This is a genomic window from Lacinutrix algicola (genome assembly GCF_001418085.1).
In the GTDB taxonomy this organism is placed as follows: Bacteria; Bacteroidota; Bacteroidia; order Flavobacteriales; family Flavobacteriaceae; genus Lacinutrix; species Lacinutrix algicola.
In genome coordinates, this window is sequence record NZ_LIQH01000023.1 from 22482 (window position 1) to 36955 (window position 14474).

A 14474-nucleotide genomic window follows, 5' to 3' on the forward strand; every position below is an offset into this window, starting at 1 on the left:
ACTTGGTAAAAGTAATATTTCTTTTCTAAACTTTAATCTCTTTCTGTAAACTATAAAATTCTTGCTTTACCGAATTTAAGTCAGTATAAATAGCAAGAATCTTATATTTTACTTTAGGTATATTTACCTTTATGTCAATTAACATTTTAGCAAATTGAAAACAATTTTTGCTAAAACAATAATTTAATTAATGCTTTACAGCTGGTTTATATTCCTTTTTATCAATTACCATTTTAGCGATAATCTCTCTTAAGATTTCAGAAGTTCCTCCTCCAATAGGTCCTAGTCTACTATCACGCAATAAACGTGCCATTGGATACTCTTCCATATAACCATAGCCTCCTAACATTTGAAGACACTGATAAATAACGTCGTCTGCCATTTTTGTAGAGCGTAGCTTAGATATAGTTGCTTCTTTTACAACATATTCGTTTTTATCTAATCTTGCTGCTACTGTGTAGTTAAATTCTTTACACACTTCCATATCTGCATAGCAGTCTGCCATTGTATGACGTAAAGCTTGAAACTTATCTATACTTTTACCAAATGCTTGACGTTCTCCCATATACTTTACTGCATATTCAAGTGCAAATTCTGCTCTTGCGTGTGCGTTAACACCCATAATTAAACGCTCGAAAGCAAAGTGTTGCATAATGTATGGAAAACCTTTTCCTTCTTCTCCCATTAAGTGGCTTGCCGGAATAACTACATTATCGAATGCAATTTCTCCCGTATCACTAGCTCTCCAACCTAATTTATCTAATTTAGTTGCACTTACTCCTTTTGTATCTCTATCTACAATAAACATACTAATACCTTTATTACCAAGTTCTGGGCTTGTTTTGGCTGCAACTACAATATAATCGCTGTATACACCATTTGTAATAAAAGTTTTAGAACCATTTAATACATAAGTGTTTCCTTCTTTTACAGCAGTTGTTCGCATCCCTGCAACATCACTACCTCCAAAAGGTTCGGTTACTGCCATAGCACCAATAAACTCTCCTGTAATACTTTTTGTTAAATATTTTTGTTTAATCTCTTCGCTTCCTTCTGCATTTACATGCGTCATTGCTAAGTATGCATGCGCCCACATTGCTGCTGCGAAACCTCCAGAGTTTACTTTTTGAAGTTCTTCTAAAAATATAACGGTATAAAACAAATCTAAATCCATTCCACCATAAGCTTCAGGATATGCGATTCCGAAGAATCCCATCTCCCCAAATTTCTCCCATATAAAGCGTTCTATATGACCTGTTTTTTCCCACTTGTCTATATGCGGTACAACCTCTTTTTGCAAGAAATCTGCTAAACTTTGTCTAAATAAATTATGTTCTTCGGTGAAGTATCTGCTGTCCATTTTATTATATTCTAATTAAGCTGTAAATATAACTTAATTATCTCTATTTTTTTCACTGGAAAGTCTTTAACTTTTATTAAATCCTCAAAAGAACTAAAGCCTTCATGCAGTGTTCTGTATTCTATAATATTATGGGCTATTTCGTAATCTATAAATCTTACAGTTACTAACTGTGATTTGGAAGCTGTGTTTAAATTAATCTTATTAATTGCTTTAGGCGTTTTTAAACTAAACGATTTTTTAAGCTCTTCTATTGTCTCTGGTTTTAAACCATAGACTTGATTTAACTCTATTATTGAAACAAATCCATTTTGTTTTGTTCGGTATTTAATAATACGCTGAGAATATGCCTCACCTATTCCATAAACCTTTTGAAGCTGAATTGCTGTGGCAATATTTAAATCTATTTTCTCTGCTTCGGTTTTAGGCTTACTTGTACTGAAAGATTTAGTGTATTGTTTTTTAGGTTTTGGGTTTGTTACCCAATCTGGAAATTTAAAATAAGGAGATATTTTATTAAAAATTGAATCTGAAACTTTTGTGACTTGCTGAAATTGTTTTGAAGAATTTATCCATTGGTCTTTAGCTCTAAATTTTAAAAGTCTATTAATTTCTTCGCTAGACATTCCTAAAGTATAACCTTTATAATCTGTAATGAAATTAGGATTAAACGGATAGATTTTTGGTTTACGCTTTTCAAGCTCTACCAATTTTAAAGAATCTATTTCTGTTTGAAATAACTGCAATGCTTTTGAATCTACGGTTATCTCTTCCGAAGAAAAATTAACAAATGCATAAACACATTGCAAAGCAACAATAAGTAATAGCAATAAAAAAATCCCATTTCGTTGTTGCGTAGTGAACTTGAAATGGGATTTTATATTTTTCATATTAATACTATATGTTATTCTTTTTTAGCTTTAATAGCAGACATATACTTTGTAAGCTCCTCCTTTACTTTAGGAGCAAGAAGTACTAAACCTATCATGTTGGGAACCATCATTGCAAATACCATAGCATCTGAGAATCCAATTACAGATCCTAAACTTGCTGCAGCACCAACAACTACAAATACACAAAAGATAACTTTATAAGTGTACTCTGCTTTTTTAGTACGTCCGAATAGATAAGACCATCCTTGGTAACCGTAGTAAGACCAAGAAATCATAGAACTAAATGCGAACAATACAACCGCTATAGTTAATACATATGGGAACCATGAGATCGAAGATTCGAAAGCACTAGATGTTAATAAAATTGCTTGAGCATCACTTCCTGGAGGATTAGATGGATCTACAAAACCTGTAATAATTAATACTAAAGCCGTCATTGTACAAACAATAACAGTATCTATAAAAGGTTCTAATAATGCCACTAAACCTTCACTTGCAGCATATTTTGTTTTTACTGCAGAATGCGCTATCGAAGCCGAACCAATACCTGCTTCATTCGAGAATGCTGCACGTCTAAATCCTTGCACTAATACACCAACTACACCACCGGCAATTCCTTCTGGGCTAAATGCGCCATCCCAAATTGCTAGAAAAGCTGAACCAATCATATCTGATTTAGAAATAATTACAAATAATGATGCTGCTACATAAATAGCAACCATGAACGGTACAATTTTATCTGTAACACTTGCAATTTTCTTAATACCACCAATAATAACAATACCTACTAAAATAGCCATAACGAGACCAAATGCCCAACCATAACCATGTAAGAAAGATTGCTCTCCTCCTGTAATGTTTTCTACTAATTGAAATGCTTGATTTACTTGGAACATGTTACCACCTCCAAAAGAACCACCAATAACAAATACAGCGAAAAGAACAGCTAGCACTCTACCTAAGCCGCCCATTCCTTTAGACTTTAATCCTTTTGTTAAGTAATACATTGGTCCTCCGTAAACAGTACCGTCTGATTCTATATCTCTATATTTTACACCTAAGGTACATTCTACAAATTTTGAAGCCATTCCTAAAAATCCAGCAATAATCATCCAAAATGTTGCTCCAGCTCCACCAATTGAAACTGCAATGGCAACACCTGCAATGTTTCCTAAACCTACGGTAGCAGATAATGCAGCCGTTAATGCTTGGAAATGACTAACCTCACCTTCATGGTTTTCTACTTTTATAGTTTCTATAGAATCTCCTCCTGGAGTTGAATCTCCTGAAACATGCAAGTCCTGTATACTCTTATCATCTGCACCATCAAGATGATCGTACTTTCCTCTTACAATATTTACAGAAGTAAAGAATCCTCTAAAATTTATAAACTTAAAGTAAAAAGTAAAATATAAAGCTCCGAGTATTAAAGGAAATAGAACCCAAAATATTTTTACACCGCCTCCAAAATTTATTTGATAAAAGATTAAATCCACAAACCAGCCTGTTGCGCTTCCAAAGGCATTATCGATTTTTTGATCGATACCAATCTCTGCGGAGTCTTGAGCGATTGATAATAGTGGTAAAATTAAAGATAAAATTGAAAGAAGATACTTCTTCATAATGTGTTTTAGTTAGTTAATTTTTAGTTTAAGAATAGCAAGATGCAAAAAAATGCTGAGTTTATAAAATGGTAATCGTTAAAAGATTAACACTAATCTAAATCGTAGATAGATTTTAGCTGTTGTATTTGCTCTGGTCTTCCAAGAACAATAACTTTAGAATGTGGTACTAATTTTATTTCGGCTTCAGGATTTACAATATATTCTCCTCCACTTCCTTTAAAACCAATAACTGTACATCCCGTTTTATTTCTTAAGTCTAAATCTTTAATAGTCTGCACTTTATTAGAAGTATTATAGAGTTTATCTACATCTATTTCTTCAATATTTACATTATCGCTTCCGCCTACTGCTAGGTTATCTATAAACTCTATTAAATCTGGTACTACAACTAAAGATGCCATGTGATCTCCCCCAATTCTATCTGGAGAAATAACATTATTAGCACCTGCTAATTTTAACTTTTGATAAGATGTTTCTCGAGAAGCACGACTAATTATGCATGCATTTTTGTTTATCTGTCTCGCTGAGAGTACTACAAATAGATTATCGGCATCACTTGGTAAAGCCGAAATTAATGTACCTGCTCTTTCTAAACCTGCTTGCAAAAGCACTTCATCTTCATTAGCATTTCCAAAAACCATTGGCAATGTTTCACTTTGAAACTTCTCTATAATATCTTTATTTTTCTCTATAATTACAAATGCCTTTTTATAAGACATTAATTTTTTAGCGGCCTGTTTTCCATTACGTCCAAAACCACAAATAATGGTATGATTTTGAAAACCATCAATTTTCTTTTGCATCTTTTTCTTTTTTAGCTCATCGAAGTTATTTCTACTAATAATATACTCGGTAATAATAGAAAGTGCATAACCTACTATTACAACACTAGACAAAATTAAAAATACAGTAAATATTTTAGAGCTATCATCCAGCGGTTGCACTTCACCAAAACCTACGGTTGTAATAGTAATAACCGTCATATAAATAGCATCCACCCAAGAGTATCCAGAGATCATTTTAAACCCTAAAACACCTGTTAACAATACAAATACTAATAGCGCAATGGCTAAATATATTTTTGTTCTAAAAAATTTAAGTAATGAATCTACCATTTTTTACAAGTCGAAAACCGAAGATCTTTTAGTGTATAGAATATCTTTTATTCGCATCCAGAAAGCCATAAATAAGTATAAGGCAAAACCAAATCCCACGGTTATAAATGTTAAGTACATAAAAGAGGTACGAACAATTTTTGCACGAATACCTAATCTATCTGCTATTCGCTGACAAACATGGTAGCCGTGTTTTTGAAAAAACAATAATGTATTTCGTGCTATTTGCATATTGCAAGGTAATAAAACCTTTTCTAATTTAATTCTAAATTAGTTTGATATTTTATTAAGCAACTGATTACCAATAGCACATTGCAAACATTTATTTTTATCGCAATATTCGGTTTTAAGCTGAATTAAAGCTTGGGAGTCTAATGCAGATTTAGAAACCTTTTTTAAGCTATTGAATTTATTAACGATGCTATTCTTTTCTGAAGCTATTTGCTCTAGCAATTTTATAATATCGTTATCAACAGGTTTACCTATTTTTTTTGCGTAGCTAAACTTGATAGGAATGATAGTATTAATTAATAGCAAATCTACAAACGATTTTGTTAATCTCTTTTTTGAAGCTTTTGATACTTTACTAAACGTATAATGAGTTTCCCAAAATACAGATGTTTCTACAGAAAACAACTTATAGAAATCTTCTAAGGTTTTTGTTTCTATAATTTTTGAAAATACATTTTGATGTAAATAGTACATATTCGCCAATTGCGATAAACGAATGGTTGGAAAATTTGGAGGACGTAATCTAAAAAATTGCAGCGGTGTTATATTTTGAGAAGATAAACTAAACTTTTGTTTTAAAAACTGATATTCTTTTTCTAGTTCTAAAAAGTACGGTTCTTGGCAATCGTCTTGTAATAATCCGGCTTGACCAAATAGTAATGCTTCTAAACTTAACAACTTAGATTGTTGTTTTCTTATTATAGAAAAATCAAAAGAACTTGTAATACTTGCGAATGCCTGTCCGTTTACTTTAAGTCCAAAGTTTTTAGCCAGCATTTTAAATAAAACAGCTTCCCAATTATTTATACTTTGTTGTAACACTATATTAATATCATTTGCTTTACGCTCTAATCGTTCAAAATACAAACGCTCTAACCAATTGGACATCGCAAATTCTGGAATGCTTGCAAAATCGTTTTCGCAATTAATCCATTTTTGTGTATTACTAAATAATTTTTGATAATTATTTAATGCCTCGGGAGTAACATAATGTTTTAATTCTAGTGTTGGGATTTCGGTATTGTCTTTTCTAAAAATTTCTGTGTCATGTTCCCAAACTACGTGTATAATTACATTATCGTAATTACTATCGATCTCATGGTTATGCAGGTACCAATCGCTAGATTTTATATGAATTTCTAAATTTCCTGCCCATAACTGATTTTCAATTTTTAATTGCGCATTAAAAAAATCTGGCCCTGCATTGTGATTATGCTCCCCTACATTATTAATAACTATTTTTTCTCCTTTTGTAGTTTTAAGATTTGTGGTCGTTATCTTTTTGTGTTTCCAGAGATAATGTAGAAAGTCTTCTTGCATGTCTTAAATGTAAGAAATTGCAAACAATAAATTTCACTTTGTAATGTTTTTTATATAACCTTCGCCTAAACGGGACAACAAAGATTACAAAGCTCTTTTCCTTAAAACATTATTACATTATGAGTAAATTACATAAATTATTAATAGCATTTTCAATTTTGTTTTCACTCTCGTCTAGTACTAATACTGATGACACCTTTAAACAATCTACAGACTCAAGTGTTTGAAAAGGAGTTTGTTTCCTTTGACTATAATACCAATTCTTAAAACAATTTAAAAATAGATATAACTACAGTTATAGATGTTGAGTTAAATACAGCAAACTTATATACTAATGGATTGTATTTAGTAGTAACACAAAACTTTATACATAAAAATAGTTTTGGTACATTTAGTCCATTATCGCATGTAGACACTTTATTCCTTTTTAAGAATACAAATAAGGCCTATCTTTTAAATGATGATACTAATGCTTCTTATGGTGCTGAAAAACAATAAGTTATTATTCATAATAGCAGTTTCTCCTTCCACACACCGTAACAGTTTTTTTAAAAACTTTTTTTTACCTTCTTATAAAAGAACAACTAGTTAAAAAAAATCTACACTCATTTATTTATATTACAAGGTTCTAATATTATTTATAAAAAAAATATTATCAGTCGTCATGTCCTGTAATTATTAGAAAAAACAACTTCAAATAAAAAATAACGAAGAAAAAATAATTTAAAAGTGTAACAAATACTGTTTTCTTAATCAAAGGGATATAAACCTTTAAAACAGTAGTATTATGAAAAAATTATTTAAAATTATCGCTCTATTCATTATTACGATAAGCAGTACTAATAGCTTCGGATTTAACCGACAAACAAGTTTAATTGAAACCGATAAACTAGAACCAATTACAATAGAAACTATTGGAAAAGGAAAACCTATTTTATTTCTCCCTGGTTTTACTGCACCTGAATCTATTTGGAAAGAAACCATTCAAAATTTAACTTTAGAAAGAGAATCTCACCTTGTTTCTTACGCAGGTTTTAATGGAAACAAGCCAATAGAAATGCCTTGGTATTCCAATATTAAAAACGCACTTGTAGAATATATAAAAGAAAACAATATGAATAATATTATTATTGTTGGACATAGTATGGGTGGAAATTTAGCCGTTGATATCGCTGCAGAATTAAATAATAAAGTTTCTAAAATTATTATAGTCGAAGCATTACCTTGTATGCGAGAAATAATGATGCCTAATGTACCCGCAGAGAACTTTTATTACAGTAGCCCGTACAATACGCAAATGCTGAATATGGATAAAGCTCAGTTTCAAGGTATGGCTACTATGATGGCTTCAAATATGACATTGAAAGAAGACAAAAAAGAAATTATAAAAGATTGGATACTTAAAGCAGATAGAAAAACCTGGGTTTATGGATATACCGATTTATTAAAACTAGACTTAAGAACTGTTTTGAACAAAATAAAATGCGAAACCTTAATAATAGGTGCATCTTTCCCTGATGTAGTAGTTGCAAAACAAAACTATGAAGATCAATACACTAACCTAACTAACAAAACTATAATAATGGCATCTAACAGTAAACACTTTTTAATGTTCGATCAGCCAGAATGGTTTTATAAAACTGTTAATGATTTTTTAGTTAATGAAAAATAATAAAAACAAACCTTTTGAAACAATCTATCACCAGCATCATCCAATGGTTTTACAAATGTGCTTGGGATTTGTAAAAGGTGATAAGGATACAGCCAACGATTTGTCTCAAGAAATTTTTATTAGTGTTTGGAATAATTTAGAAAAATTTAGAGGAGCATCATCTTACAAAACTTGGATTTACAGAATAACAGTGAACACCTGTTTACAATATGTAAAGAAAGATAAAAAAGAGAGAACTATATCTACTTTTGAAATAGAAAATCAGGCCTCTAGCATAGAAACCGAAAACGCCACAAACCTAAATGCACCCGAATTATACAAAGCAATTGGACAATTAAAAAAACTAGATAGACTAATTATTATGATGGTTTTAGAAAACCAAGATTATGATAATATATCTGAAATCATAGGTATAAAACCAACAAACGTTAGAGTTAAAATCCATAGGATAAAAAAACGTCTTGAAACAATTTTAAAAAAGAACAACAATGGATAGTGATTTTAAAGAACTGCAAAGTAAATGGCAGAATAGCAAAAAAAATCTTAAGCTTTCTACTACAAATTTTGATAGCTTATATGCGAAAATTAAAAAAAAGGAAAAAGAAAACTTTTTTTTCTATTATGGTACAATAGCAATCCTGTTAATTACACTTATAATAATTTCTTTATTCTTTTATTATACTGCTCCCCTAAAAGAAACCTTAAGCCGAATAGGTGTAGCCTTGATGATTTTTGGTTTAGTGTTTAGAATTTTTATAGAAATAATTAGTATCTATAAAGCCAAACAAATAAGTAACATTGATAACACATTAAAAACTACCGAAAACACGATAAAATTTCATCAATTTAGAAAAACTATTCATAAGATTATTGCTCCTATAATTATAGGTCTATACACTATTGGATTTTATCTAATTACACCAGAGTTTAGTTTAAATATGGAATTATGGAATATAGTATTAATTGATGTTTCTTATGTTGTTATTGCTGTCATACTTTTTATTGTAATAAGAAAAGGAGTTAAAAAAGAAATGCAAAAACTAACAGATATTATGAAATTTAAAAAAAACCTAGAAGATTAAAACAATCTAAATAAATTACTAATAAAAGCAATCTTACATAATTTTGAATGCACCCTTTTTAGCACATTACAAACTTGAAACTGTCATTTTTTCTACTAACTTAGTTTAACTTAATATATAAAATATTGAAACGATTTAATAACAACGAAACATTGACAATAATTAAGACAATTATCAAAAGAAAATAATTTATGATGAAAACTATATTAATAATTACTCTAATTTTAATTTCAAGCTTTTTGTCTGCTCAAAATAAAAATGAGGTTTTACAATTTGATAAAAAACTAAATGAATTCCATAATGTGCGTGATTTTTGCATTTCAACCGATGGAAATGAAGCGTTTATTACTTTACAAAGTCCTAATGGAGGGATTTCGCAATTAGTCACCATTAAGAAAGAAAACAATGAGTGGCTAGAGCCTAAATTATTACCTTTTTGTGATTCTTTTATGTATTTAGAACCTTTTTTAACAATGAATGGGAATCGGTTGTTTTTTGTTTCTGATAGACCACTAGATGATTCAATTGATAAAAAAAAGGATTTTGATATTTGGTATGTTGATAGAAGCAATAAAAATGATGAATGGTCCGAACCTAAAAACATAGGAAAGCCAATTAACTCAGATTTAGACGAATTTTACCCATCCGTAAGTGACAATAATAATTTATATTTTACAATGGACTCTCCAAATGGATTTGGCAAGGATGATATTTATTTTTGTAAATGGGAAGCTGGAAAATATTTAACTCCTGTTCTTTTAAATGAAAACATAAATAGTAAAGGATATGAATTTAATGCTTTTATCTCTAAAAAAGAAGATTTTATATTATTTACAAAGTATAATGAGAAAGACGGACAAGGCAGTGGTGATTTATATATTTCAAAAAAAGATATAAATGGAAAATGGAATAAAGCCACAAATATAGGTATTCCAATAAACACGGAGTATATGGAATACTGCCCTTTTTATGATGAGAAAAATCAAATATTATATTTCACAAGTAAAAGAAAGAATATCAAATCAATAAAATTTAAAAATATATCGGATTTTAAAAAATATATTAAAGAAGGAGAAAATGGTTTAAGTAAAATTTATATGACCTCAATAAAAATAAAATAAAAACTACTACCAACAACATATAACATTTATTGCTAATCTTTATCTGATTACGACTACCCTAACGGATTTTTTATTTATTTATTTATTATTTGCTAAATCAGTTATTAAAACTGACAACAAATTTAAACGAAACGCTAAAATTATAAATAAAAAAAGCACAGTTATAAAACTGTGCTTTTTGCTTTTCTATTATCCGATTCCTGCTTTTGCAAGGAATTTGCTACTCTATATAACCCATTTCGCGCATCCACTCGTCGTTAAACATTTTACCAACATAACGTGAGCCATGATCGTGAAATAATACAACAACAACATCGTCTTTAGTAAAGTGCTCCTTTAATTGTAGTACACCTTTAATTGCTGCTCCTGCGGAGTTACCTAAAAACATACCTTCTTCTTTACTTAAACGTTGCGTATAAACAGCAGCGTCTTTATCTGTTACTTTTGTAAAACCATCAATAATATCGAAGTCAACATTTTTTGGCAAAATATCTTCTCCAATACCTTCAGTTACATAAGGATAAATTTCTTTTTCATCGAAAATTCCAGTCTCGTGGTATTTTTTAAATACAGAACCATAAGTATCTATTCCCCAAATTTTAATATTTGGGTTTTGTTCTTTTAAATATTTACCAACTCCAGAAATTGTTCCTCCTGTTCCTACACCAACAACAAAGTGCGTTATTTTACCATCGGTCTGTTCCCAGATTTCTGGTCCTGTACTTTGGTAGTGTGCTTTTGCGTTACTTGGGTTATCGTATTGGTTTACGTACCATGAATTTGGTGTTTCTTCACCTAAACGTTTTGATACCGAGTAATACGATCTTGGGTCTTCTGGATCTACAGCTGTTGGGCAAACTACTACTTCTGCTCCTACTGCTTTTAGAATATCTACTTTTTCTTTAGATTGCTTATCTGCCATTACAAAAATACATTTGTAACCTTTTATTATGGCAGCTAATGCTAATCCCATTCCTGTATTACCAGAGGTACCTTCTATAATTGTTCCTCCCGGTTTTAATCTACCATCGGCTTCGGCATCTTCAATCATTTGCAGTGCCATACGATCTTTAACCGAGTTTCCGGGATTAAAGGTTTCGTACTTAGAGAGTACCAAACATGGTAGCTCTGCTGTAAGCTTGTTTATTTTTACTAATGGTGTGTTTCCTATAGTTCCAAGGATATTTTCTGCGTATTGCATGCGTTTTTTTATTTTACTTTTTCTTTTGCAAAAGTACTAAAATGGAAATATACTTTTGTTTGTTTTAACGTTCATTTTAACGAGAGGTAAGCTACATAGTAATTCTAAGGTTTAAAAGCGCAAACAAATAGATGCTTACACACTAATTTAGATAACTAAACTTAATTAATACGCCCGCGTTAGCGATTAAAGCGGCATCCTTTTTTGCCATTAAAAGCAAAAAAGATATAGCGGAAAGCGCGACCTTTAGGTAACGCCCAAAATATGCTACTCGAAACGAATGGCTTTTACTGGAGATATTTTAGTAATAATGTAAGATGGGATTAGTAACATTGCCAAGCATAAAACAAATGTACCTATATTTAATAGTAAAATATAATCTAAACTTATGTACACCGGAATGGTTGTCATATAGTACTGTTCTGGATTTGGGAAGCTTAAAAAGCCAAAATACTTTTGTGCAAATAGTAAACCTAATCCTATTAGATTTCCCCAAAAAAGGCCTTTAAGAATAAGATAAGTGGCATTGTAAATAAATATTTTTCTTACAGTATTATTACTACTTCCTAAAGCTTTTAGTATACCAATCATTTGGGTGCGCTCTAGAATTAGGACTAGTAATGCGGTTATCATATTAATACCAGCAACTATAATCATTATACCAATGATGCCAATGATGTTTTTATCGAAAATACCAATCCATTCGAATACCATTCCGAATTTTTGCTTTACCGATTCTACGTTTAATGTCGAAGGCGTTTCTTGAAAAATAGCATCTGTTTTTTGGTCTATAGCATCGAAATCGTCTATAAAAACTTCAAAATTTCCTATTTGGTCTGCTTCCCATTTGTTTAAACGCTGAATATGTTTAATGTCTCCAATAGCAAATTGCTGGTCGAAATCTTTAAAACCAGAGTTATAAATGCCAACTACATTATAACCTAATGGTCTTGGTAGTTTAGTCGCGTCTTTGTCTAAAAAGTAAGCGGTTACCTTATCTCCTATTTTTAAATTAAGTCTATTGGCAAAATATTGAGATATTAAAAGGTCTTCGTTTCGTTTTTGTGAAAAGTCTGGCAAAACACCTTCTACTAAAAATTCTTGTAGGTATTGCCAATCGTAATCTGCACCAACACCTTTTATTACAACACTCTCGAAAGTGTCTGGTTGTATAAAAACAGCATGTCTTGTTGCTACACCTTGCACATGTTTTATGCCCGATACGCTATTAAAATCTGGATAAAAATCTTGATTTATAGAAATCGGTTTTTGACTTTCTTGCGAATTATTGGTATCGTAATTAGTAATAGTTGCGTGCCCATTAAATGCCACTACTTTATCTCTTATTTTTTGTTGTAGACCAATTCCTGTTGCTATGGCAATCATCATTACAATAATTCCAAGTGCAATTGCTACGATTCCAATTTTTATTATTGGTGCCGATATACTACTTTTATACGCTTTACTATCAATAATGCGTTTAGCTATAAAATATTCGAAATTCAAAAAAGTTATGAGTGTACAATTAATGTGGTGTAAAAATACAGTTTTATTATTTCTTTTTTTAGGAATTTCTTGCGGAAAGGCGAATAAGGTTGATGTTGCTTCCCGAACCAATACTACTTTAGAGGTTATTGAGCCAGTAAAGAATAACAATACTCTTGTTATTGGTGCAAACCAAACCAATGCGTATTTAAAACTTTTAAAAGGCAAACGTGTTGGCGTAGTAGCAAACCAAACCAGTGTAGTGTTTAAAAATGAGATAGATTTATCGCAAACCGATAATAATGACAATTACATACACTTGGTAGATTCGTTAATTTCTAATAAAATTGATGTTAAAAAAGTTTTTGCTCCAGAGCATGGTTTTAGAGGTAAGGCCGATGCTGGTGAAGTGGTTAAAGATGGTATAGATACTAAAACGAGTTTACCTATTATTTCTCTTTACGGAAAGAACAAGAAACCTTCTGCCGAGCAATTAAAGAATTTGGATGTTGTGATCTTTGATATACAAGATGTTGGTGCACGCTTCTATACTTATATTTCTTCGTTACATTATGTTATGGAGGCTTGCGCCGAAGCAAATATTCCTGTTATTATTTTTGATAGACCCAACCCAAATGGACATTATGTTGATGGACCTATTTTAGAAAAGGAGCATAAGAGTTTTATTGGCATGCATCCTATTCCTGTAGTACACGGTATGACGATTGGTGAATACGCACAAATGATTAATGGTGAAGGTTGGCTAGAAAATAATTTAAAATGCGAGCTTACTGTTATTACAATGAAAAACTACAATCATGAGTTAGCTTATAGTTTACCTATTAAACCGTCTCCTAACTTACCTAACGACATTGCTATAAACCTATATCCTAGTCTTTGTTTTTTTGAAGGTACAAATATAAGTGCCGGTCGTGGTACGGAGTTACAGTTTCAAATTTATGGTTCTCCTTTTTTGCCAAAATCTAAATTTGAATTTATACCTCAACCAAACTTTGGTTCTAAATATCCAAAATATAAAAACGAACTTTGTAATGGCTATAATTTAACAACTACACCAAAGTTAAAGGCATTAGATTTAAGCTACCTAATTAATGCTTACAACGCTACTAGGGATAAAAGCAAGTTCTTTTTATCTAACGGTTTCTTTAGCAAACTAGCAGGAACTAAAAAATTACAGAAACAAATTGAAGCTGGAGAATCTATAGACAACATAAAAGCCACCTGGAAAGATGGCTTAGACAGTTTTAATGTAATACGTGCTAAGTATCTAATTTATAATTAGTGATTCTATTATACTCGACTTATTCTTAGAATATTAAAACCACAGTAAGTATATAAACTATAAAAG

The 14474-nt window shown here is 30.8% G+C and carries 14 protein-coding genes; 6 read left to right on the forward strand and 8 right to left on the reverse strand.

From position 1 onward, the window contains the following. Nucleotides 1-187: 187 nt before the first annotated feature. From ASC41_RS03050 to ASC41_RS03075, 6 genes are all read right to left on the reverse strand, one after another. Nucleotides 188-1360 carry an acyl-CoA dehydrogenase family protein gene (locus ASC41_RS03050; RefSeq protein WP_055435174.1) on the reverse strand — a complete coding sequence of 391 codons (1173 nt, stop codon included), beginning with the start codon at nucleotides 1358-1360 and terminating at the stop codon, nucleotides 188-190. Nucleotides 1361-1371: 11 nt separating this feature from the next. Next, on the reverse strand, nucleotides 1372-2250 hold the full coding sequence (locus ASC41_RS03055; RefSeq protein ID WP_055435175.1) for a ComEA family DNA-binding protein: 879 nt from the start codon (nucleotides 2248-2250) through the stop codon (nucleotides 1372-1374). A 14-nt stretch (nucleotides 2251-2264) separates the two neighbouring features. Next, entirely contained in the window at nucleotides 2265-3875 is a 1611-nt protein-coding gene (locus ASC41_RS03060) for an alanine/glycine:cation symporter family protein (RefSeq protein WP_055435176.1), read from the reverse strand. A 92-nt stretch (nucleotides 3876-3967) separates the two neighbouring features. Next, complete coding sequence (locus ASC41_RS03065) at nucleotides 3968-4993, reverse strand: potassium channel family protein (RefSeq protein ID WP_055435177.1); 1026 nt, start codon at nucleotides 4991-4993, stop codon at nucleotides 3968-3970. Between the two features lie 3 nt (nucleotides 4994-4996). Next, nucleotides 4997-5224 carry a PspC domain-containing protein gene (locus ASC41_RS03070; RefSeq protein ID WP_055435178.1) on the reverse strand — a complete coding sequence of 76 codons (228 nt, stop codon included), beginning with the start codon at nucleotides 5222-5224 and terminating at the stop codon, nucleotides 4997-4999. A 39-nt stretch (nucleotides 5225-5263) separates the two neighbouring features. Next, nucleotides 5264-6544 (reverse strand): DUF2851 family protein, encoded by a 1281-nt coding sequence (locus ASC41_RS03075; protein WP_055435179.1) that lies wholly within the window; start codon nucleotides 6542-6544, stop codon nucleotides 5264-5266. 339 nt (nucleotides 6545-6883) lie between these two features. Between ASC41_RS03075 and ASC41_RS16905 the strand changes: the two genes are divergently transcribed. From ASC41_RS16905 to ASC41_RS03095, 5 genes are all read left to right on the forward strand, one after another. Beyond that, nucleotides 6884-7042: a hypothetical protein gene (locus ASC41_RS16905; protein WP_160318793.1), complete on the forward strand. Its 159-nt coding sequence runs from the start codon at nucleotides 6884-6886 to the stop codon at nucleotides 7040-7042. Nucleotides 7043-7331: 289 nt separating this feature from the next. Then, complete coding sequence (locus ASC41_RS03080; RefSeq protein WP_055435180.1) at nucleotides 7332-8216, forward strand: alpha/beta fold hydrolase; 885 nt, start codon at nucleotides 7332-7334, stop codon at nucleotides 8214-8216. Next, nucleotides 8206-8712 (forward strand): RNA polymerase sigma factor, encoded by a 507-nt coding sequence (locus ASC41_RS03085; protein ID WP_055435181.1) that lies wholly within the window; start codon nucleotides 8206-8208, stop codon nucleotides 8710-8712. Before ASC41_RS03080 ends, ASC41_RS03085 begins: the two co-directional genes overlap by 11 nt. Further along, nucleotides 8705-9298 (forward strand): hypothetical protein, encoded by a 594-nt coding sequence (locus tag ASC41_RS03090; RefSeq protein WP_055435182.1) that lies wholly within the window; start codon nucleotides 8705-8707, stop codon nucleotides 9296-9298. Before ASC41_RS03085 ends, ASC41_RS03090 begins: the two co-directional genes overlap by 8 nt. Before the next feature lie 191 nt (nucleotides 9299-9489). After that, nucleotides 9490-10419, forward strand: coding sequence for a TolB-like translocation protein (locus ASC41_RS03095; protein WP_055435183.1), 930 nt, complete (start codon nucleotides 9490-9492; stop codon nucleotides 10417-10419). A 220-nt stretch (nucleotides 10420-10639) separates the two neighbouring features. On the opposite strand, the gene ASC41_RS03100 is transcribed toward ASC41_RS03095, so the two are convergent. After that, nucleotides 10640-11620 (reverse strand): PLP-dependent cysteine synthase family protein, encoded by a 981-nt coding sequence (locus ASC41_RS03100; RefSeq protein WP_055435184.1) that lies wholly within the window; start codon nucleotides 11618-11620, stop codon nucleotides 10640-10642. 267 nt (nucleotides 11621-11887) lie between these two features. Next, nucleotides 11888-13126, reverse strand: coding sequence for an ABC transporter permease (locus tag ASC41_RS03105; protein ID WP_055435185.1), 1239 nt, complete (start codon nucleotides 13124-13126; stop codon nucleotides 11888-11890). A gap of 7 nt (nucleotides 13127-13133) precedes the next feature. On the opposite strand from ASC41_RS03105, the gene ASC41_RS03110 reads away from it, so the two are divergent. Then, entirely contained in the window at nucleotides 13134-14408 is a 1275-nt protein-coding gene (locus ASC41_RS03110) for an exo-beta-N-acetylmuramidase NamZ family protein (RefSeq protein WP_241489623.1), read from the forward strand. Nucleotides 14409-14474 lie beyond the last annotated feature (66 nt).